Here is a 21965-nt window from a genome sequence, read left to right on the forward strand (position 1 = left end):
GCAGGCTGCGCCAGCGGCTACATGTCATCCTTACCCGACCAACGCCAATTGCCACCACTCCCCGCCTCTGACACAATCGCGAATAATTCTCGTTAGTTTAAACTTCTCGATCGGTGATGCCTTGTCGTCAGCCCAAAGTCCCCACAGTGAGCTTGTTGGCGCGTTGTACCGCGACCATCGTGGCTGGCTGTTGGCGTGGCTGCGACGCAACGTGGCCTGCCCCAGCCGGGCCGAAGACCTGAGCCAGGACACCTTCATGCGCCTGCTGGGCCGTGAAGAATTGCGCGAACCTCGCGAACCGCGGGCGTTCCTCGTGGCCATCGCCAAGGGCCTGCTGTTCGACTATTTTCGCCGCGCAGCCCTGGAACAGGCCTACCTCACCGAGCTGATGCTGATCCCGGAAAGCGAGCAACCGTCCCCGGAAGAACAGCAACTGATCCTCGAAGACCTCAAGGCCATCGACCGCCTGCTGGGCAAACTCTCCAGCAAGGCCCGCGCCGCCTTCCTCTATAACCGCCTCGATGGCCTGGGCCATGCCGAAATCGCCCAGCGCCTGGGTGTGTCCGTGCCTCGGGTGCGGCAGTACCTGGCCCAGGGGATTCGCCAGTGCTACATCGCACTGTATGGCGAGCCGCTGTGAGTCAGGTCAGTTCCAAACCGGTGTCGGCGCGCGTTCTGGATGCAGCCATTGCGTGGCAACTGTCCCTGGATTCAGGTGACGGCAACGCCGTGGCGCGCGAAGAATTCACCAAATGGCTGGCCAGTGATGAGGAGCACGCCCGCGCCTGGCGTCAGTTGGGCATGCTCGACCAGCGCTTCAGTGTCGCCTCAGGCCCGGCACGTACCGCGTTGTTGCAGTCGCGCGAAGGCATTCGCCGGCGCATGCGCAAGCTCGGCAGCGGCCTGGCCAGCATGGTGTTGGTGGTCGGCCTGGTGTTGTTCGCCGGCCAACGCTACGTGCCGATCAACTATTGGCTGGCCGACCAACGCACCGCAACCGGCGAGCAACGCACACTGAAACTGGCAGACGGCACGGTGATCAACCTCAACACCCACAGCGCCATCGACGTGCGCTTTGACGAAAAGCGTCGGCTGATCGTATTGCAGGAAGGCGAAATCCTCGTCGAAACCGGCCACAACGATGCTCGCCCGTTTTTCGTCGAAACCCGCGAAGGCAGCCTGCGGGCATTGGGCACGCGGTTCATCGTCAAGCGCGAGGACGACGGCACGCGGCTCAGCGTGTTGCAATCTGCCGTCGCCGCCCAGCCGCAGGCCCTGCACCAGGAACAAATCTTCAAGGAAGGCCAGCAAGTACTGATGCGCAGCGACGGCCTTGGCCCGATGCTGGCCGTCACCCCCGGTAGCGATGCCTGGACTCGCGGCATGCTGGTGGTGGACAACGGCCGGCTGGGGGATGTGATCGAAGAATTGGGGCGCTATCGCAAAGGCCACTTGGGCGTGGACAAACAGGTAGCCGACCTGAGGATCACCGGCAGCTTCCCGCTGCACGACACCGACCTGGCGTTGAATGCGCTGTTACCGACCTTGCCGGTGCAGATCGAACAGCGCACGCCATGGTGGGTGAGCGTGGTGGCAAAGGCTCCAACACTCTCGAAATAGCCAAATCGAAATTATTTTCATCTGGCCCTATCACTTTTTGAATCTCGCTCGGCACATAGGCAATTGAGAAATATTTCCATTCAGGAGCCGCCCCATGTCCCGCTCGCTAGACACCTTGTTGCGCCCCAGCCTGTTGGCCGTGGCCATTGCCCTTAGCGCTCCGCTGGCCAGCACCCAGCTGATCGCCGCCGAACAAGCGTCCAGCGTACGCGCCTACAACTTGCCGGCGGCACCGTTGGCCAGCACTTTGAACCAGATTGCGAGCCAGGCGGGATTGGCGCTGACGCTGAATCCAGCGCTGGCCTCGGGTAAAACCTCGGCGCCGGTCAAGGGCCAGTTCGATGCCCCGGGCGCGCTGCGCGAAGCCTTGCGGGGTACTGGGTTGCAGCTTGAGCAGAGCAGTGCGGGGACGTTCAGTCTGGTGGTAATTCCGGAGGGTGTGGTGTCGTTGCCGGAGACCAATATTACGGGCCAAGGTGATCTTGAAAGTGCATGGGGACCTGTCGAAGGGTATCTGGCGACCCGCACCGCTGCGGGCACCAAAACCGATACCGCGCTGGTCGAAGCCCCTCGCTCGATTTCCGTCGCCACGCGTCAGCAGATGCAGGACCGCAACGTCCAGAACCTTGATGATGCCGTCAAATACATGCCTGGCATTGTGTCCGCCAGCTACGGCAGCGACACCCGCTACGACTGGATGCGTGTGCGCGGCTTCGAACCCACGCAGTTCCTCGACGGCCTGCCACTGCCTCGGGGCGTGTATGCCAACCCAAAGGCAGAAACCTGGAACCTTGATCGTCTTGCGCTGCTACGTGGCCCAGCTTCATCGGTCTACGGCCAGACCCCACCGGGAGGCCTGCTGGACATGGTCAGCCGGCGTCCCAGCGCTGAATCGAGCAATGCCATCCAGGTGCAGTACGGCAGTGACAACTACCGCCAGATCAACTTCGCCAGCACAGGCAAGATCGATGATGAGGGTCAGTTCCTCTACGGCATCAGCGGTGTAGTGCGCGATGCCGGCACCCAGGTCGATCATATCGACAACAAGCGTTACAACATCGCCCCCAGCCTGACCTGGAACATCGATACCGATACCAAGCTGACCTTGCTCTCGCAGTTCACCCGCGACGATACCGGCGCCACCAGCCAGTTCCTGCCGATCCAGGGCACCAAGATCAAATCACCGCTCGGCGATATCTCCCATCACAAGAACCTGGGCGACCCTGACTACGAGTTCTACGACCGTACCTACTACGCGCTGGGCTACGCCTTCGAGCATCGCTTCAACGATGTCTGGCAGTTCAAGCAAAATTTGCGCTACACCAAATCGGAACTGGCCTTCCAACAGCTTACCGTGGGTGCATATGCCTACTCCCCGGTTGACGCTGAGGGCAACGTCAGCCGCACCTCGACCAATGTTGACGAGAACATCGGTCAGTTTGCGGTCGACAACAACTTTCAGGCCGACTTCGCCACCGGCGACATCACCCACACCCTGCTGATCGGCCTGGATCATCAACGCACCAACACCTCTTACCTGTCGATTTACGGTGACGGGCTGAAAACCAATGTCTATAACCCGATCTATGGCCAGCCGATCGTTCGTCCAGCGCGCTCCGGTGCGTACTACGACTACAACCAGAAAACCGTGCAGACCGGTCTCTACGTGCAAGACCAGATGGCCCTCGACAAATGGCGTGTGACGCTGGGCGGTCGTGAAGACTGGGTGCATCAAGGCACCACGTACTTCAACAAAAACGATGCGACCAACACCGACCGCAGCAAGAACTTCAGTGGCAACGCAGCGCTGAGCTATGTGTTCGACTCAGGCTTTGTGCCGTATATCTCCTACGCCGAATCATTCCAACCAGCGAGCAACGCCAGCGTCTCGCCTACCGAGTCGTATAAACCCACCGAAGGCAAGCAATGGGAACTGGGGATCAAGTACCAGCCACCTGGTTCAAACACGCTGCTGAGTGCCGCAGTCTACGACCTGACCCAGAAAAACGTCCTGGCTACCAGCACCGGGGCCGGTGGAGTCTCGATCACCAACCAGACCGGCGAAGTAAAGGTCAAAGGCCTGGAACTGGAAGCGGTGTCTGACCTGACCGAGAACCTCAAGGTCATCGCCGCCTACACCCTGGCCAAATCCGAAGTGCAAAAAGGCGATTTCAAAGGCAACCGCCTGCAACTGATGCCAAACCAGCAAGCCTCCCTGTGGACTGACTACACCTGGCACACCGGTGTGCTCGACGGTTTTGGCATTGGCGCCGGTGCCCGTTACACCGGCAACACCTATGGTGACCAGGGCAACACCTGGCTGGGCAAGGCCAACGCCTACACGGTGTTCGATGCCGCCGTGCATTACGACCTCGGCCGCCTGGACAACAGCCTCAAAGGTGCCTCGTTGAAGTTGAACGCCACCAACCTGTTCAACAAGGACTACATCTCCACCTGTGATGGTTCCTACTGCTACTACGGTGATCAACGCAGCGTGGTCGCCAGTGCCACCTATCAGTGGTAATCGGCTGATTTAACAACCCGGCCGCCCCAAGAGGGCGGCTTTGGTGTGTCTGAAGGCAATGAAATGAAAAGCAAAACCATCCGCCGCTGGTCCTTCATCCACACCTGGACCAGCCTCATCTGCACCGTATTCCTGCTGATGCTCGCGCTGACCGGCCTGCCGCTGATCTTTCACCACGAGATCGATCACCTGCTGGGCAACGAACCCGAGCTCAAGCAGATGCCGGTCGATACACCGCAGCTCAATCTCGAACAGCTTGTGGATAAGGCCCAAGCCCATCGTCCGGGCGAGGCCATGCAGTACCTGGCCTGGGACGAGGACGACAAGAACGGTGTGATCGCGATCATGGCCGCCACGGCCGGCACCGAACCCAATTCGTCCCATACGTTCATGCTCGATGCGCGTACCGGCGAAGCGGTGGAAACGCCGTCGGCCAACGGCGGGCTGACGATGTTCCTGCTGCGCCTGCATGTGGACATGTTCGCCGGGCTGCCGGGCAAGTTGCTGCTGGCGTTCATGGGCATTCTGTTTGTGCTGGCGATTGTCTCGGGCACGGTGCTGTACCTGCCGTTCATGCGCCGCTTGAAGTTCGCCACGGTGCGCCAGGACAAATCCACTCGTCTGCGCTGGCTCGACCTGCATAACCTGATCGGCGTGGTCACCCTGACCTGGGCCTTGGTGGTGGGCGTGACCGGCGTGATCAGTGCGTGCGCCGACCTGATCATCGCCGCGTGGCGTACGGACAGCCTGAGCGCGATGATCGAACCGTATAAAAATGCTCCGCCGCTGACGTTGCGCGCACCGGCCACCGACCTGCTGAAGATCGCCGAAAAGGCCGCCCCCGGCATGCAGCCTGACTTTATTGCCTTCCCCGGCACGCGCTTTTCCAGCGAGCACCATTACGCAGTGTTCATGAAGGGCAGCACCCACCTGACCTCGCACCTGCTCACACCCGTGTTGATCGACGCCAGCAACCTGTCGGTCACCGCCACTGCCGAACGACCGTGGTACATGGACGCGATGGGCATGTCCCAGCCGCTGCACTTTGGTGACTACGGCGGCATGCCAATGAAGATCCTTTGGGCGGTGCTGGATGTACTGACCATCATCGTGTTGGGCAGTGGTGTGTACCTGTGGCTGGTACGGCGCAAGGCGGCTAAATCATGAGGCCGAGGCAGTCGAATTTCTGGAAAGTATTTGGTATTCCCCTGGGGATCGGCCTGCTCAGCGCGGCGGGATTGTTTGCCGCGCTGTTGGGCGATGGGCTTTGGGATTCGTTGAGCTGGGTCGGGCTGGGGATACCGGCCGTCATTGGCGTTTGGGGGTTGGTGAGGCGGCGCGGCTGAGGGGCCCATCGCGGGCAAGCCCGACTCCCACAGTGACCGTGTGGGTCAGGTAGAGTGAGGTCAACTGTGGGAGCCGGGCTTGCCCGCGATGGGGTCCTCAGAAGCACCGAAAATATTCCAGCGAGCACCTCGTCAGCCGCCCTACAACTGTCTAGGCTAAGGCTGCCCTTCTCCGAGGAATCTCCATGTCCGCTCCCAGCATGACGTTGTTCCACAACCCTGCCTCACCTTTCGTGCGTAAAGTCCTGGTGCTGCTCCACGAGACCGGCCAGCAGGAGCGCGTAGCCCTGCAGACCGTGCTGGTCACGCCGATCAACCCGATCGAGCAGTTGAACGACGGCAACCCGCTGGGCAAGATTCCGGCCCTGCGTCTGGCCGATGGCAGCGTGATACACGACAGCCGAGTGATCTTCGACTACTTCGACTACCAGCACGTCGGCAACCCGCTGATCCCCCGTGACGGCTCCGCCCGCTGGCGGCGCCTGACCCTGGCCTCGACGGCCGACGGGATCATGGATGCGTCCGTAGTGGTGCGTTATGAAACCGCCCTGCGCCCGGTTGAAAAGCATTGGGAGCAATGGCTGGAGGAACAACGCAACAAGATCCGTCGTGCCCTCGGCATGCTGGAACAGGACGCCATCGCTGAACTGGCCAGCCATTTTGACGTCGCCGCTATTAGTGTCGCGTGTGCCCTGGGTTACCTGGATTACCGCCACCCGGATCTGGAATGGCGGTCCAGCCATCCGAAGCTCGCGGCCTGGTATGCCGAGGTATGCCTGCGGCCGTCGATGCTGGCAACCCAGCCGCCGGCTTGACCACAGGTTTGTGTGGCGGGGGGAACAACGCAGCAATCCTTGCCACCAGCCGCTCCCTCACCTGATGATCCTCGCGTAACCCCAATGACCTACTCATGGGCCGCCTCCAGGTCAAACACCAGCGGTTCGGCACTCTTGCGCTTGCCCACGCCATACCAATCCAGTTTGCGCGTCAGCACCATCACCGTGCCCAGCAGGCCGAACAGCAGCAGTGACCCCATCAACAGCGCGTAATCCTCGGCACTCAACAACCCATACAGCAAGCCATACAACGCCGCCAACCCTGCCGAAAACCCCAGGCCATGGGCCAGGCTGCGCAGTACATGGCAGACGTAAAAGCCGATCAGCAATACACACGCACTGGCCGATAACAGGTACGCCAGAGCGAAGCCGATATGTTCGGACAATGACAACAGCAGCAGGTAGAAAAACGCCAGGGCCACCCCCACCAACGCGTACTGGATCGGGTGCACCGCCAGGCTCTTGAGCACCTCGAACAGGAAGAAGCCGGCAAAGGTCAGGGCGATAAACAGCAGCGCATATTTGATCGCCCGGTCGCTCTTGAGGTACTGATCCACCGGGTCGATAAAGTTCACGCCGAAGCTGCGGTCGTTGAAGTCCTCACAACCTCGTTCCGACAGGCAACCGCGCAAGGCTTCTTCCAGGTTGGTGGAGAAAAACGAGGTCTGCCAGTTGGCGGTGAAGCCTTTGTCGGTGACCTCTCGCTGGGCCGGCAGGAAGTTGCCGATAAAGCTCGGATGCGGCCAGTTGGATGTCAGCTTCACCTGACTGGTCTTGCCCACGGGCACCACTTGCAACTGCTCGGTGCCTTGCAGGCGAAGGTCAAAGGCGAAGTCCAGGGGCGCAGGTTTCTTGCTGTCCTGCTCGGGCAGCATCACGTGCACGCCCTCTCCCAGCCAACCCACTTGGGTCCCCGGTGAAAACTCCAGCCGTTGGGTGCCCACCTCCAGTTTCAACGCATTTTCGATGCCGCGAATATCGCTGATGCCCACCGCCAGAAACGCCTGATCAAACTGGTAATCGGCAAAGTTTTCACTGATGCCCAACTGCGCCGGCAACACAAAGCGCCCGCTGATGCGGTTGTCGGCATGGAACAGCCGTGCCTGGTAGATGCCCCGGGACCGCAGTTCGGTTTGCACCTGGCCGTCGAGCTCAAAGTGCTCCGGCAGGAAATACAGACGACCGCGCACTTCCCGGGTCTCTTCGTAGCGCTTATTGAGCTTTTCATTGAGCTTCCACTCACGAACGGTCTTGCGATAAGGCACCACCATCACCGGCCCGCTGAGGCGCTGGCTGTAGCTGGAGCTGCGGGCAATGTCCATCAACACGCCGTCGCGCAACTGCTGACGGTCACTGATGATGCCGTTGATCATCAGCAACGGAATCAGCAACAACAAGATCAGCAGCGCAATGGCGCCAAGTTTGAATAGCAGGCTGCGGTTCATGGATCTCTCCCTGTTTGAATGAGGGAGAGTCTGGGAGGAGCGTGTGGGGGATTTATGTAGGGAGTGTGGAGACTGTGTGGAGATGCAGCACCACCTGCACGCCGCCCGGCACGTTGCCTATCTGTAATGAGCCGCCGTGCAGCTTCATGACTTCCTCGACAAAGTTGAGGCCCAGGCCCGTGCTTTTACGGCCGCTGGACGGCCGCGGCAGGGAATAGAAACGTTCACTGAGGCGCGGCAAGGCGTACTCGGGAATCGGTTCGGCCTGGTTGAACAAGCTGAACACCACGCCCCCGTCACACACCTGGGCACTGAAACGCAGAGCGCCACCGGGTGGAGTGAAATCCAGGGCATTCTCCAGCAGATTACCCAGCGCCTGGCGCAGCAGGAAGGGCTCGCCGAACACCCTCACCTCCTCCGTAATCGACTGTTCAACCTGCAAACCTGCGCTTTCGATCCGCGCGCACTGGGCCTGCAGCACTTCGTCCACCAGCGTCGCCAACGGTACGCGGGTCTGGTCTTCCAGGCCTTGGCGTTGCTCGACCTGGGCCAGGTTCAACAGCCGCTCGATCAACTGCTGCAAGCGTGCACTTTCACTGTCGATATTGCTGACGAAGCGCTGCTGCTGAGCGTGGGACATATCACCCTGCAACAGCTCTGCCGCCCCGCGAATCGCCGCCAGCGGGCTTTTCAGCTCGTGGGTCAGGGTGTGCACATAACGCTCGACGTAGGCCTTGCCCTCCAGCTGGGTGCGCATGTGTTCGACGGCAGTGGACAACTGCTCCAACTCGCCACCGCGATAATGCGGCAACTCGGCGCGACGACCTTCACTCACGGCCTGGGCGTAGGCCGTAAGCCTGCGCAACGCAACACTCAACCACCACGACAGCAGCGCGCCAAACAGCAGGCCCAGGCCCACCAGCCCGGCGCCGTACCACAGCAGGCGGTTCTCGGTACGATCCACATAGGGTTGCAACGAGCTATTGGGTTTGGCCACGGTGACCACGCCGATGATCTGCCCGTTATCGCGGATCGGCGCACCAACGTGCATCACTGACGACGCCGGGTCATCGAGCTCGCTGCGGGTTGAGCGGGCACCGTATTCGCCGCGCAACGTCAGGTACACATCGTTCCACTTCGAATAGTCCTGCCCCACCGCTTCGCCCGTGGAGTCCAGCAGCACCATGCCCTTGGCGTCGGTGACATAGATGCGATGGTTAACCTGATTCTTCGGCAAGCCCCAGATCGTGGCGCCGGGCTGACGACTGCCGTAGGCCTTGAGCAGCTCTGGCCAGTGGCTCTGGCCGAGAGTGCCGTCCTTGACGTCTTTGCGCAGGACCTCGGCCAGCAGGTTAGCGGTGTCTACCAGGGTTTCTTCGGTGGATTGACGCACGCCAGGGCGGATTTCCTTCATCACCGTGTTGAGCACGAAGTAGCCGGTCAGGCCGATAAACAGCGCATAGACCAGGAAAAACCGAATGCCCAGGCGCATCAGCTATGGCCCGGACTGAAGCTGTAGCCCAGGCCGCGATGGGTCTGGATCGGTTCGGCGTCGGGCGCCACGCTGCGTAACTTGCTGCGCAGGCTTTTGATGTGGCTGTCGATATTGCGCTCGTAGCCGGCATCGGCGGCGACGCCCACCGCGTCCAGCAGTTGTTCGCGACTGAAGACGCGCTCGGGCTGCTCCAGCAAGCAGTTCAAGAGACGGAATTCATGGCGGGTCAGGCTCAACGGTTGCCCCCGATAGCTGATCTGCACGCGTTCCAGGTCCACCTGGAACACGGCTGGCGCGGCACCCGGTGTAACCCGCTTGAGGATCGCCCGCACCCGCGCCGCGACCTCCCGAGGGCTGAAGGGTTTGACCACGTAGTCATCGGCGCCAATCTCCAGGCCCACCACCCGATCAATCTCCGCGTCCCGGGCGCTGAGGAAGATCACCGGTACTTCGCTGAAACGACGCAGTTGCTTGCAGGTCTCAAAACCGCTGATGTCCGGCAAGCCAATGTCGAGGATGATCAGGTCCGCCGGGGTCTGGCGCTGATGCTCAAGCGCAGACGCGCCGAGGCTCAGCCAGGTGGTGGTGAAGCCTTCGCCTTGCAGGGCGAAAATCAGCGTATCGGCTATCGCCGCTTCGTCTTCGACAATCAGGATATGAGGCATGGCGTCCGAGCACTGGAGAGCAAAGCTGAGACGGTGCCCCAAGCCTGCACGGGCGTCAATCAGCAGTCAGGTTTGTCGGCGGTGTAACGCCGGGCCGGGTTCACCGCTGCGCCAAACTCGCGCAGGGCCTTGGCGCCGATCAGCAGCGGGTAGTTGAAGCTGCTGCGGTCGGTCAGGTTGACCTCGACGGTACGCTTGACGTTGCCCAGGCACATTTCCAGGTCAATCACCGGACGCTTGGCGACGGTGGCTTCGTCCTTGTCTTCGTCTTCGTCGGCGCGGCTCTTGATCTTGCTGATCCGCGCGACTTTATGCTCGTAGACCTTGTTGCTGGTGTCCTTGCCGCTCACGCGAAAACGCACCCAGTCCTCACCGTCACGGGTAAAGGTCTCGATATTCTGGGCCGACAGCGAGGCCGTCAGCGCGCCGGTATCCATCTTGGCCTTGAAGGTTTCACCGATTTCCGGCAGTTGGATGTATTCGTAACGCCCGTACAGGGTTGGCTCGGCGGCCATGACCGGGAGCGCGACAAGGGCTAGCAAGGCAAGGATGGATTTCACGTAGGTGGTTTCCTTGAAATAGGTAGGCAAATTCTAGACCGCAAAAACAGGCCTTAGTTAGAGGCCTCCAGCATACTCAGCACATTGTGAAACATTCATCTGCTTATTTGCGATTTGGCCTCATGGCAGAAGCTGCTTATGATGTTGCGCCAAAATGATTCCAAGAGTTACTTATGCGCCGCCTGCTCACCGGCTGTTTCGTCACATTGCTGTTATTGCTCAACACCCTGGTCTTGTTCGGGCCGCTGATGGTGTTTGCCCTGCTCAAACTGGTGGCTCCCGGTCGCTTTCGCGACTATGCATCAAAGGCGGTGATGTGGATCGCTGAAACCTGGGCCGAGATCGACAAACTGATCTTCACCCTGTGCACCCCCACTCAATGGGACATTCGCGGCGGTGACAACCTGCGGGGCGATACCTCCTATCTGGTGATCAGCAACCACCAGTCGTGGGTCGATATCCCGGCGCTGATCCAGAGCCTCAATCGCCGCACGCCGTTCTTCAAGTTCTTCCTGAAAAAGGAACTGATCTGGGTGCCCTTCCTGGGCCTGGCCTGGTGGGCGCTGGATTACCCGTTCATGAAGCGCTACAGCAAGGCATTCCTGGCCAAGCACCCGGAACTGGCGGGCCAGGACCTGAAGATCACCAAGGAAGCCTGCGAGCTGTTCAAGCGCCAGCCGGTGACGGTGGTCAACTACCTGGAAGGTACGCGGTTCAGTGAGGCCAAGCGCCAACAGCAGGCTTCACCCTTCAAACGCCTGCTCAAGCCCAAGGCCGGCGGCGTGGCGTTTGTGCTGGCCGCCATGGGCGAACAGCTGGACGCGATCCTCGACGTGACCGTGGTCTATCCATCACAAACGCAGCAAGAGAAGATTCCAGGATTCTGGGATTTGATCAGTGGCGCGGTGCCGAAAGTCATTATTGATATCCGCACCCGCGAGCTGGATCCAGCGTTGTGGCAGGGGGATTACGAGAACGATCCGGCGTTTCGCCAGACCGTCCAGAACTGGGTCAACCAGCTCTGGATGGAGAAGGATGCGCGTATCGAAGCGTTACGCGCAGAGGGCCGTTAACCGCCGACGCCCCACAGGCTGCCCAGCTTGCCCAGCACTGAAGTACTGGCGCCCTGACCGCCCAGGTACTGGAGGATCACCGGGGCAAACTTGCCGACCATGCTGTCGTCCATGCCCAGCGCGCTGAAGGCGGTGTTCAGGTCGCTGGTGTCCTTCACGTTACCCAACACACCGTCCAGGCCCGAAGTCTTGCTGCCACCGCTCTGGCCGAGCATGCCGCTCAGGGCGCCCAGGCTGCCCAGCGAGTTGCTGCCAGACAGTTTGTCCAGGCCCGGCACGCTCTTGGTCAGTTGTGAGTAATCACCGCCGCCCAGCTTATTCTTGGCCAGGCCCAGCATCGCGCCGGTGCCGCCAACGGCCTGCTCTGGCGTCACGTTCAATTGCGAAGTCAGGGCGCCCAGCAAACCCGCCGTTTGTGACGTCGGCGCAGCGGCAGCCGCCTTGTCGCCACCTTGAGCCGCAGACACGGCCTTGGATACGTCATCGAGGCTAAAACCTGCCGCAAACACCGGGCTGGCCGCCACGGTCAACAGGCAGGACAGGGCAAAACCGCGTGAAATCTTCATCGAGACAACCTCTTGATTCATGAACCCACCGGTCTACACCGGGTGGGACAAAGCAGCTGTTGGACTGGGGTTTACCAGGGATTGTTCCCGCAGACAGATTAGTTCAGGAACCTGTATTCGCTACTGACGGTATCGCAGGCGACGGACTGACCGGTCGAGTCAGGAACCCATTGCCTATCTCAAGGTCAATGGCAGTACTGCAAAACTCGACTAGCCTACGAGCAAAGAGCCACTAACGACCTTCGGCAGCGGCCTCATCTGCCTTCTTTTTGCCGCCAGTGCGCCGAACTCACCCCCTGTCAGGAATAGCCTAATGACTGCGACCGACTCCCATGTGATTGAACACAAACCTTCATTCTGGAACCGCCCTCGCCTATTCGTCGGTGCCTGCCTCGTTGTCGCCGCCGGTATCGGTGGGGCGATCTACACCCAAGATAACGTCAAGTCTGCCGCCACCCTGGTCAGCACCACGCAGCAACCAGCCGCCCAGATCATGGCTCACAAGGATTACCTGGAAGTAAAACCGATTGCTTCAACAGCGCCGGAGCCTGATCGCAGCCTTGAGCTGTGGGCCATTCCCGCCGACGGTGCTCCCGTCTCGCTGGGCCTGCTGCCCGAAGACGGCAAAGGCATCATTGGCCTGAACCCACGCCAGCAGGAAACCATCAGCAAGCCGGTTGAACTGCTGGTGAGTTCAGAAACCAAGGGTGGATCGGTGAGCAAGCAACCAACCGGCCCTACGGTGTATCAAGGTGCATTGGCGGTTCGCTAAGCGCTTGCAGCCAGCAGACGCAAAAAGGGCGACCTTCGGGTCGCCCTTTTGTTTGCCTGACGCTTACGCCGCGCTGAACAACTTGTGCGGATCAATCACAAACTTCTTCGGCACGCCTGCATCGAACTCGCCGTAACCACGCGGTGCGTCATCCAGGCTGATGACCTCCACGCCCACGATGTCGGCAATCTTGATGCGGTCCCACATGATTGCCTGCATCAACTGGCGGTTGTACTTCATCACCGGCGTTTGCCCGGTGTGGAAACTGTGAGACTTGGCCCAGCCCAGGCCGAAGCGAATGCTCAGGCTGCCCATTTTCGCGGCGGCGTCGACAGCACCTGGGTCTTCGGTGACGTACAGACCGGGAATACCGATCTTACCGGCCACCCGAACCACGCCCATCAGCGAGTTGAGCACCGTAGCCGGGGCTTCATGTTTGACGCCATCATGCCCGTGACCACGGGCTTCGAAGCCCACCGCATCGACTGCGCAATCGACTTCCGGCTCGCCCAGCAGCGCCGCGATTTGCTCGTGCAGCGGTGTGTCCTTGGACAGGTCGGCAATTTCGAAACCCTGGGCCTTGGCGTGAGCCAGGCGGATCGGGTTCACGTCGCCGATGATCACCACCGCTGCGCCCAACAGGCGAGCAGAGGCTGCCGCCGCCAGACCGACAGGCCCGGCACCCGCCACATAAACAGTGCTGCCTGGCCCAACCCCAGCGGTCACTGCGCCGTGGTAGCCGGTCGGCAGGATGTCGGACAGGCACGTCAGGTCACGGATTTTCTCCATGGCGCGGTCGCGGTCCGGCAGTTTCAGCAGGTTGAAGTCCGCGTAAGGCACCAGCGCGTATTCAGCTTGGCCACCGGTCCAGTCGCCCATGTCGACGTAGCCATAAGCACCGCCCGGACGCGCCGGGTTGACGCTCAGGCAGACGCCAGTGTGCATTTCCTTACAGGAGCGGCAACGCCCGCACGCAACGTTGAAGGGTACGGAGACCAGGTCACCGATTTTCAGGTTCTCGACGTCGCTGCCCTTCTCGATCACTTCGCCGGTGATCTCGTGACCCAGCACCAGGCCGGTCTGAGCCGTGGTACGGCCGCGCACCATGTGTTGGTCGGAGCCGCAGATGTTGGTGGACACCACGCGCAGGATGACGCCGTGCTCAATCTTCCTGCCACGGGGGTCCTGCATTTTGGGATAGTCGATTTTCTGTACTTCGACCTTGCCGTTGCCGAGATACACGACACCACGATTACCAGACATGCTTTCACCTCGCTGTTGTTTTTATGGAACCGCGTCGCCCAGGCAGGCAGCGCGTTAAATGCTCGGGTACAGATGCTGTTTCTTGTGTTGCTTGTTCGGGCCTCATCGCAGGCAAGCCCGCTCCCACATTTGAATGCATTCACAAATCAACATGTGGGAGCTGCGGTGCGACGATTCGACTTGCCTGCGATGGCGATCTAAAGAACAACCGTGCGATTGGCGTTCAAAAACACCCTCCGCTCAATGTGATACCCCACCGCCCGGGCCAACGTCAGGCCTTCGATATCCCGCCCCTTGGCGACCAAGTCTTCCGGGTAGTGACTGTGGTCCACCACCTCCACGCCCTGGGCGATGATCGGGCCTTCGTCCAGGTCGTTATTGATGTAATGCGCCGTGGCGCCTACCAGCTTCACGCCCTTGTTGTACGCCTGGTGATAAGGCTTGGCACCCTTGAAACCGGGCAACAGGGAGTGATGGATATTGATGGCCTTGCCATCGAGCTTGCGACACAGTTCCGGTGACAGCACTTGCATGTAGCGGGCAAGGATCACCAGTTCAGCGCCGGACGCTTCGATCACCTGCCACACCTGACGCTCCTGCGACGGTTTGTCGTTAGGGTCCAGGGGGAAGTGGTGGTAAGGAATCTGGTGCCAGTCGGCCAGGGGCTTGAGGTCGGGGTGGTTGGAGACCACAGCGACCACGTCCATGGACAGTTGGCCGATGCGCTGGCGATAGAGCAAATCGTTGAGGCAGTGATCGGCCTTGGAGACCATGATCACCACTTTGGGTCGGTAGTTCGGCGCAGTCAGCTCAAAGATCATGCCGAAGGTTTCACCACGTGCGGCCAAGCCTTCACGGAAACCTTGTTCGTCGAAGCCATCGGGCTGACGGAACTCCACACGGATGAAGAACCGGCCCGAGAGCCGGTCATCGAAGGAGTGATGTTCGGTGACGTAGCAGCCCTGCTCGAACAGATAGCGGGTCACCGCGTCCACCGTGCCGAGCACGCTGGGGCAATCGGCAGTCAAAATCCATGTATCGGGTGCGCGGCTCATCATTTGACTCCCTTAGGCCTGGACGCTTAAACCATACTCAGCCGCCGCATCCTGCAACCACAGCCACCAGTAGTCCGAGAAGCTGCGACGAATCACCAGCTCCCAGGTGTCTTCAGCAGTATGACGAATCACCAACTGTGACTTGGCGAACACCGTGCCAATTGCCTTGCCCACAGGGAAGTTGTCGGGATGCACGTCGTAGCTGGTGGACTTCATCAGCACATCGCGCACGTTCGGGCCGCTGAGTTCCAGGATCTGCTGGCCACCGCTGACGTTGACGATCTGGATATGCAGGTCGCCCAACGCCTCACGCAAGCGTTTCTCGGCGGCGAATTCTTCACCGCTCGGCACCACCAGCAACCACTCATCCGGGCCAAGCCATTGCAGGCTGGTTTCACCTTTGACGATGACCGCCAGGGCACCAGGCAGTTCGATGCCCAGGGCCTTGTGTACACCTGCGGCGAAGGCCGCGTCATGGCCATCGCCACGAAGGGTCAGGTGGCCGAGGAGTTTCTTTTCACGCACGGTCACGCCGGCATTCTTGCGACCCTTGCCTGCAAGGCTGGCGAGGTCGGCATGATGCAGCGACGACTCGGCCTTGGCTCCGGAGGTGGGACGTTGTTGGTAAACATTGGCTGCTGTCATAAAGCACCTGTGTTGAATTCTGTAGGTCTTGCGGTGACTGGCCTGGCCCCATCGCGGGCAAGCCCAGCTCCCACAGGGGAATGCATTCCAAATGTGGGAGCTGGCTTGCCTGCGATGCAGGCGACTCGGTCCGTCAGATGTTCTGGCGGTCGCCTTTAGGGTCAAAGAACACCGAAGAAACAATCTCCGCCTCGATCACGCTGCCATCCGCCAGCGGTGCAAACACCCGCTCGCCGATACGCTTCAAGCCACCCTTGACCACACCCATGGCAAACGAATAGCCAAGGGAGTTATGGGCATAACTTGAGGTGACGTGACCGACCATCTTCATCGGGATCGTCTGCTTCGGATCGAACACCAACTGAGCACCTTCCGGCAGCCACACGTTCGGATCGATCGGCTTCAAGCCCACCAGTTGCTTGCGGTCTTCACGCACGCAGTCTTCGCGATTCATCCCGCGCCAGCCAATCCACGAGAACGGTTTGGTACGGCCTACGCACCAGCCCATGTTCAGGTCGTCGGGGGTCATCGAGCCGTCGGTGTCTTGCCCAACGATGATGAAACCCTTCTCCGCCCGCAGCACGTGCATGGTCTCGGTGCCGTAAGGGGTCAGGTTGTACTTCTTGCCCGCCTCGACGATCTGCTCCAGCACGCCCATGGCGTAGTCGGCCTGCACGTTGACTTCGTACGACAGCTCACCGGTAAACGAGATCCGGAACACCCGCGCTGGCACACCACCGACCAACCCTTCTTTCCAGGTCATGAACGGGAAGCCGTCCTTGTCCAGGTCGATGTCGGTGACTTCAGCCAGCAACTTGCGGCTGTTGGGGCCGGACAAGGTCATGGTCGCCCAGTGGTCAGTGACCGAGGTGAAGTACACCTTGAGGTCTGGCCATTCGGTCTGTTGGTAGATTTCCAGCCACTGCAACACGCGCGCTGCGCCGCCGGTGGTGGTGGTCATCAGGAAGTGGTTGTCGGCGAGGCAGGCAGTTACGCCGTCGTCGAAGACCATCCCGTCTTCCTTGCACATCAGGCCATAGCGCGCCTTGCCCACGTCGAGCTTGGTCCAGGCGTTGCTGTAGATGCGGTTGAGGAACTCGCGCGCATCCGGGCCTTGAATGTCGATCTTGCCGAGGGTCGACGCATCCAGCAGGCCAACGCTGTCGCGCACCGCCAGGCATTCGCGTTTGACGGCAGCGTGCAGGTCTTCGCCGTTGCGCGGGAAGTACCATGGGCGTTTCCACTGGCCAACGTCTTCAAACTCGGCACCGTTTTTCACGTGCCAGGCTTGCAGCGCGGTGTAGCGTACCGGCTCAAAGATGTGCCCACAGTGCCGGCCGGCTACCGCGCCGAAGGTCACCGGCGTGTAGTTGGGGCGGAACATGGTGGTGCCCATCTGCGGGATGGTCACGTTCAGCGAACGGGCGGCGATGGCCAGCCCGTTGACGTTGCCGAGCTTGCCCTGGTCGGTGCCGAAGCCCAGCGCGGTATAACGTTTGACGTGTTCTACCGACTCGAAACCTTCGCGGGTAGCCAGCTCAATGGCAGCGGCGGTGACGTCGTTTTGCAGGTCGACAAATTGCTTCGGCGCCCGTGCAGTGGCTTTTTCATGCGGCACCTGGAACAGCGCCAGGGTCGATTCTTCCAGGCGGCTCAGGGCTTTGGGCAACACGCCTTCCACCGGCGCAAAACCAGCTTCGCTGGCCGCGCGCACGCCGCCTTCAAAACCGTCCGCCAGGGAATCACCGAGGCCATAGACACCATTGATACCGCCGACACACACACGTTTCTGCGGTGCTTCGCCCGGCACAAAACCGAGGATGTCTTCACGCCAGGTCGGCTTGCCGCCCAGGTGCGAGGCCAGGTGAACCACCGGGCTGTAGCCACCGGAGCTGGCCACCAGATCGCACTCCAGCCACTCACCTGGGCTGGTGACTTTATGCGCCTTGACGTCGATGGCTGCGACGCGGGCGCCGGTGACGTGCTTGCTGCCACGGGCTTCGATCACGGCGCTGCCGGTGAGGATGCGAATACCTTTGGCCCGCGCTTCTTCAACCAGAGCGCCGCGCGGGTTATGGCGAGCATCGGCCACAGCCACAACGGTGAGGCCAGCGTCGAACCAGTCCAGCGCCACGCGGTAGGCGTGATCGTTGTTAGTCGACAGCACCAGTTTTTTGCCCGGCGCCACGCCGTAACGGCGCACGTAAGTCGAGACCGCACCGGCCAGCATGTTACCCGGCACGTCGTTGTTGCCGTACACCAGCGGACGCTCGCACGCACCGGTCGCCAGCACCACGCGCTTGGCGCGAATACGGTGAATGCGCTGACGCACCTGGCCAATCGGCGCACGGTCGCCGAGGTGATCGGTGAGGCGCTCGTGAATGGTCAGGAAGTTATGGTCGTGGTAGCCGTTGACGGTAGCGCGGGGCAGCAGCACCACGTCCGGCAGGGATTTCAGTTCGGCGATGACGCTGGCTACCCACTCGGATGCCGGCTTGCCGTCGAGGCTTTCGCGCGAATCGAGCAAGGATCCGCCAAACTCTTCCTGCTCATCGGCGAGGATCACCCGAGCACCACTGCGCGCAGCGGCCAAGGCAGCGGACAGACCCGCAGGGCCGGCGCCGACAATCAGCACGTCGCAATGACGATTCATGTAGTCGTAGGTGTCCGGATCGTTCTCGGTCGGCGAGCGACCCAGGCCTGCGGCCTTGCGGATGTACTTCTCGTAGGTCATCCAGAACGATTGCGGGTACATGAAGGTTTTGTAGTAGAAGCCTGGCGGCATCAGCTTGCCGCCGACCTTGCCGAGAATGCCCATCATGTCGTTGTTCACGCTCGGCCAGCCGTTGGTGCTGGTGGCAACCAACCCCTGGTACAGCGCCTGTTGCGTGGCACGCACGTTGGGGATTTGCGTGGCTTCGGTAGCGCCAATCTGCAGCACCGCGTTTGGCTCTTCAGCACCGGCCGCGAAGATGCCGCGCGGGCGCGAATACTTGAAGCTGCGACCAATGATGTCGACGCCGTTGGCCAGCAGCGCTGCGGCCAAGGTGTCGCCTTCAAAGCCTTTGTAGCTCTGGCCATTGAAGGTGAAGCTCAGGACTTTGTTGCGGTCGATCCGGCCACCGTTGGACAGGCGATTGATCTGGCTCATACCTTCTCTCCAGAAGCCTTGGCGGTGAATTGCGGCTTGGTGCCTATCTTGTAGGTTTCAAGAATTTCGTAGGTCACAGTGTCGCGGGTCGCGTTGAAGTACTGGCGGCAACCGGCGGCGTGAATCCACAGTTCGTGGTGCAGGCCGCGGGGGTTATCGCGGAAGAACATGTAGTCGCCCCACTGCTCGTCGGTGCAGGTGTTCGGGTCCAGCGGGCGCGGGATGTGCGCTTGGCCGGAGGCGTGGAATTCCTCTTCGGAGCGCAGTTCGCCACAGTGAGGACAGAAGATATGCAACATAGGGAATTTCTCCTGTTAGTGGGCGACGGCCGCAGCGCCGTGTTCGTCGATCAGCGCACCGTTGTGGAAACGGTCGATGGAGAATGGAGCGGCCAATGGGTGCATTTCACCCTTGGCGAGGCTGGCGGCAAACACGTTGCCTGAGCCTGGCGTGGCCTTGAAGCCGCCGGTGCCCCAACCGCAGTTGAAGAACATGTTCGGTACTGGCGTCTTGGAGATGATCGGGCAAGCGTCCGGCGTGGTGTCGACGATGCCGCCCCACTGACGGTTCATGCGTACGCGGGACAACACCGGAAACATTTCGACGATGGCCTGGATAGTGTGTTCGATCACCGGGTACGAGCCGCGCTGGCCGTAGCCGTTGTAGCCGTCGATACCGGCGCCGATCACCAGGTCGCCCTTGTCGGACTGGCTGATGTAACCGTGCACGGCGTTGGACATGATCACGCTGTCGATGATCGGCTTGATCGGCTCCGACACCAGCGCTTGCAGCGGGTGGGATTCGATCGGCAGGCGAAAGCCCGCAAGGCCTGCCATGTGCCCGGAGTTACCGGCAGTGACCACACCGACGCGTTTGGCGCCGATAAAGCCCTTGTTGGTTTCGACGCCGATGCACACGCCGTTTTCCTTGCGGAAGCCGATCACTTCAGTCTGCTGGATCAAGTCCACGCCCAGTGCGTCAGCGGCACGGGCAAAGCCCCAGGCCACGGCATCGTGACGGGCCACGCCGCCGCGACGTTGCACGGTGGCGCCCATGACCGGGTAGCGGGTGTTTTTCGAGCAGTCGAGGTACGGAATCTCGTCGGCCACTTGCTTGGCGTCGAGCAGTTCGCCGTCCACGCCATTGAGACGGTTGGCGCTGACACGACGCTCGGAATCACGGATGTCCTGCAGGGTGTGGCACAGGTTGTAGACACCACGCTGGGAGAACATCACGTTGTAGTTGAGGTCCTGAGACAGGCCTTCCCACAGCTTCATCGCGTGTTCGTACAGGTGCGCCGACTCGTCCCACAGGTAGTTGGAACGCACGATCGTGGTGTTGCGCGCGGTGTTACCGCCGCCCAGCCAGCCTTTCTCGACCACGGCCACGTTGGTGATGCCGTGCTCTTTGGCCAAGTAGTAGGCGGTCGCCAGACCATGCCCGCCGCCGCCGACGATGACCACGTCGTAGACCTTTTTCGGGGTCGGCGTGCGCCACATTTTCTGCCAGTTTTCGTGATGGCTGAGTGAGTGCTTGAAGAGGCCGAAGCCCGAGTAGCGTTGCATAGTCATTACTCCAAAACCGCGCTCAGCGATAAACCGGGAAATCAGCGCACAGGGCAGACACGTGCTTGGCTACGTTAGCCTCGACATCGGCGTCGCCGAGGTTGTCGAGGATGTCGCAGATCCAGCCGGCCAGCTCCAGGCATTGGGGTACTTTGAAACCACGCGTGGTCACCGCCGGGGTGCCGATGCGCAGGCCCGAGGTCACGAACGGCGATTGTGGATCGTTAGGCACAGCGTTCTTGTTGACGGTGATGTGGGCACGACCGAGGGCGGCGTCCGCCTCTTTGCCGGTGAGGCCCTGACGGATCAGGCTGACCAGGAACAAGTGGTTATCGGTGCCGCCGGACACTACATCGTAGCCGCGTTTGATAAACACGCCGGCCATGGCCTGGGCGTTGTCGATCACTTGCTGTTGATACGTCTTGAAGCCTGGCTCCAGCGCTTCCTTGAAGCACACAGCCTTGCCGGCGATGACATGCATCAACGGGCCGCCCTGGCCGCCGGGGAACACGGCCGCGTTGAATTTCTTTTCCAGCGCTTCGTTGGCGCGGGCCAAAATCAGGCCGCCACGCGGACCGCGCAGGGTCTTGTGGGTGGTGGTGGTGACCACGTCGGCGTACGGCAGCGGGTTCGGGTACAGGCCGGCGGCGACCAGGCCGGCGACGTGGGCCATGTCGACGAACAGGTAGGCACCCACTTTGTCAGCGATCTGACGGAAGCGCGGGAAGTCCAGGGTCTTCGAGTAAGCGGAGAAGCCGGCGATGATCATTTTCGGCTGGTGTTCAACGGCCAGGCGCTCGACTTCGTCGTAGTTGATCAGGCCCGTGTCGGTGTCGATGCCGTACTGCACGGCGTTGTAGAGCTTGCCGGAGAAGCTGACCTTGGCGCCGTGAGTCAGGTGACCGCCGTGGGCCAGGCTCATGCCCAGCACGGTGTCGCCGGCTTGCAGCAGCGCGAGAAACACCGCAGCGTTGGCCTGGCTGCCGGAGTGCGGTTGCACGTTGGCATAATCAGCACCGAACAACTGCTTGGCGCGCTCGATGGCCAGGGCTTCAACTTTGTCGACGTGCTCGCAGCCACCGTAGTAGCGCTTGCCCGGATAGCCTTCGGCGTATTTGTTGGTCAGGCCACTGCCTTGGGCTTGCATGACGCGTTTGCTGGTGTAGTTCTCTGACGCGATCAGCTCGATATGATCTTCCTGACGCTGCTCCTCGGCATTCATGGCCGCCAGCAGTGCATCGTCATAACCCTGGATCTGGTCTTGCTTGCTGAACATCGCGTCTCTCCCAGCCTTTCGTCTTGTTGAGGCTCGCGCACGGCGGCAGAGCCCTTTGATGCGATGGTAGGGCTGGTGCTGGGAGATCAAATGCCTACGGACGCCACG

General features: G+C 61.0%; 20 protein-coding genes. 8 read left to right on the forward strand and 12 right to left on the reverse strand.

Annotated elements, in window-relative coordinates; translation table 11 throughout:
- Window positions 1-121 precede the first annotated feature (121 nt).
- From GNF76_RS18175 to GNF76_RS18200, 6 genes are all read left to right on the forward strand, one after another.
- Window positions 122-640, forward strand: coding sequence for an RNA polymerase sigma factor (locus tag GNF76_RS18175; protein ID WP_155584504.1), 519 nt, complete (start codon window positions 122-124; stop codon window positions 638-640).
- Window positions 637-1620 carry a FecR domain-containing protein gene (locus GNF76_RS18180; RefSeq protein ID WP_178123399.1) on the forward strand — a complete coding sequence of 328 codons (984 nt, stop codon included), beginning with the start codon at window positions 637-639 and terminating at the stop codon, window positions 1618-1620. The genes GNF76_RS18175 and GNF76_RS18180 overlap by 4 nt, the downstream gene beginning before the upstream one ends.
- A gap of 94 nt (window positions 1621-1714) precedes the next feature.
- Window positions 1715-4144 (forward strand): TonB-dependent siderophore receptor, encoded by a 2430-nt coding sequence (locus tag GNF76_RS18185; protein ID WP_155584505.1) that lies wholly within the window; start codon window positions 1715-1717, stop codon window positions 4142-4144.
- A 63-nt stretch (window positions 4145-4207) separates the two neighbouring features.
- Complete coding sequence (locus GNF76_RS18190) at window positions 4208-5311, forward strand: PepSY-associated TM helix domain-containing protein (RefSeq protein ID WP_155584506.1); 1104 nt, start codon at window positions 4208-4210, stop codon at window positions 5309-5311.
- Entirely contained in the window at window positions 5308-5490 is a 183-nt protein-coding gene (locus tag GNF76_RS18195) for a hypothetical protein (RefSeq protein WP_155584507.1), read from the forward strand. The genes GNF76_RS18190 and GNF76_RS18195 overlap by 4 nt, the downstream gene beginning before the upstream one ends.
- A 185-nt stretch (window positions 5491-5675) precedes the next feature.
- The gene (locus tag GNF76_RS18200) at window positions 5676-6305 is read left to right on the forward strand and encodes a glutathione S-transferase (RefSeq protein WP_155584508.1); all 630 of its coding nucleotides are present in this window, start codon (window positions 5676-5678) and stop codon (window positions 6303-6305) included.
- 89 nt (window positions 6306-6394) lie between these two features.
- Here GNF76_RS18200 and creD read toward each other — a convergent pair whose 3' ends face one another.
- From creD to rloA2, 4 genes are read right to left on the reverse strand one after another with little or no spacing between them, the layout of a single operon-like run.
- Entirely contained in the window at window positions 6395-7771 is a 1377-nt protein-coding gene (gene creD / locus GNF76_RS18205) for a cell envelope integrity protein CreD (protein WP_155584509.1), read from the reverse strand.
- A 52-nt stretch (window positions 7772-7823) separates the two neighbouring features.
- Window positions 7824-9263, reverse strand: a complete 1440-nt coding sequence (gene creC, locus GNF76_RS18210) for a two-component system sensor histidine kinase CreC (protein WP_155584510.1) — start codon at window positions 9261-9263, stop codon at window positions 7824-7826.
- Window positions 9263-9931, reverse strand: a complete 669-nt coding sequence (gene creB / locus GNF76_RS18215; protein WP_155584511.1) for a two-component system response regulator CreB — start codon at window positions 9929-9931, stop codon at window positions 9263-9265. The genes creC and creB overlap by 1 nt, the downstream gene beginning before the upstream one ends.
- Before the next feature lie 59 nt (window positions 9932-9990).
- Complete coding sequence (gene rloA2 / locus GNF76_RS18220; protein ID WP_178123400.1) at window positions 9991-10491, reverse strand: retropepsin-like aspartic peptidase RloA2; 501 nt, start codon at window positions 10489-10491, stop codon at window positions 9991-9993.
- 173 nt (window positions 10492-10664) lie between these two features.
- On the opposite strand from rloA2, the gene GNF76_RS18225 reads away from it, so the two are divergent.
- Entirely contained in the window at window positions 10665-11564 is a 900-nt protein-coding gene (locus GNF76_RS18225; protein WP_155584512.1) for an acyltransferase, read from the forward strand.
- On the opposite strand, the gene GNF76_RS18230 is transcribed toward GNF76_RS18225, so the two are convergent.
- The gene (locus tag GNF76_RS18230; RefSeq protein ID WP_155584513.1) at window positions 11561-12130 is read right to left on the reverse strand and encodes a DUF2780 domain-containing protein; all 570 of its coding nucleotides are present in this window, start codon (window positions 12128-12130) and stop codon (window positions 11561-11563) included. The genes GNF76_RS18225 and GNF76_RS18230 overlap by 4 nt on opposite strands.
- Before the next feature lie 313 nt (window positions 12131-12443).
- On the opposite strand from GNF76_RS18230, the gene GNF76_RS18235 reads away from it, so the two are divergent.
- Window positions 12444-12902 carry an anti-sigma factor domain-containing protein gene (locus GNF76_RS18235; protein WP_155584514.1) on the forward strand — a complete coding sequence of 153 codons (459 nt, stop codon included), beginning with the start codon at window positions 12444-12446 and terminating at the stop codon, window positions 12900-12902.
- A 63-nt stretch (window positions 12903-12965) separates the two neighbouring features.
- Here GNF76_RS18235 and fdhA read toward each other — a convergent pair whose 3' ends face one another.
- The 7 genes from fdhA to glyA form a co-directional block, all read right to left on the reverse strand.
- Window positions 12966-14165 (reverse strand): formaldehyde dehydrogenase, glutathione-independent, encoded by a 1200-nt coding sequence (gene fdhA / locus GNF76_RS18240; protein ID WP_088423304.1) that lies wholly within the window; start codon window positions 14163-14165, stop codon window positions 12966-12968.
- Between the two features lie 197 nt (window positions 14166-14362).
- Window positions 14363-15220, reverse strand: a complete 858-nt coding sequence (gene purU / locus GNF76_RS18245; protein WP_155584515.1) for a formyltetrahydrofolate deformylase — start codon at window positions 15218-15220, stop codon at window positions 14363-14365.
- Window positions 15221-15232: 12 nt separating this feature from the next.
- The gene (locus GNF76_RS18250; RefSeq protein ID WP_155584516.1) at window positions 15233-15865 is read right to left on the reverse strand and encodes a sarcosine oxidase subunit gamma; all 633 of its coding nucleotides are present in this window, start codon (window positions 15863-15865) and stop codon (window positions 15233-15235) included.
- A gap of 133 nt (window positions 15866-15998) precedes the next feature.
- Entirely contained in the window at window positions 15999-19016 is a 3018-nt protein-coding gene (locus tag GNF76_RS18255; protein ID WP_155584517.1) for a sarcosine oxidase subunit alpha, read from the reverse strand.
- On the reverse strand, window positions 19013-19315 hold the full coding sequence (locus GNF76_RS18260) for a sarcosine oxidase subunit delta (RefSeq protein WP_088423301.1): 303 nt from the start codon (window positions 19313-19315) through the stop codon (window positions 19013-19015). Before GNF76_RS18260 ends, GNF76_RS18255 begins: the two co-directional genes overlap by 4 nt.
- Window positions 19316-19330: 15 nt before the next feature.
- Window positions 19331-20581 carry a sarcosine oxidase subunit beta family protein gene (locus tag GNF76_RS18265; RefSeq protein WP_155584518.1) on the reverse strand — a complete coding sequence of 417 codons (1251 nt, stop codon included), beginning with the start codon at window positions 20579-20581 and terminating at the stop codon, window positions 19331-19333.
- Between the two features lie 22 nt (window positions 20582-20603).
- Window positions 20604-21857: a serine hydroxymethyltransferase gene (gene glyA, locus GNF76_RS18270; protein WP_155584519.1), complete on the reverse strand. Its 1254-nt coding sequence runs from the start codon at window positions 21855-21857 to the stop codon at window positions 20604-20606.
- Window positions 21858-21965: the final 108 nt, after the last annotated feature.

Source organism: Pseudomonas spelaei (assembly GCF_009724245.1).
GTDB classification, from domain to species: domain Bacteria; phylum Pseudomonadota; class Gammaproteobacteria; order Pseudomonadales; family Pseudomonadaceae; genus Aquipseudomonas; species Aquipseudomonas spelaei.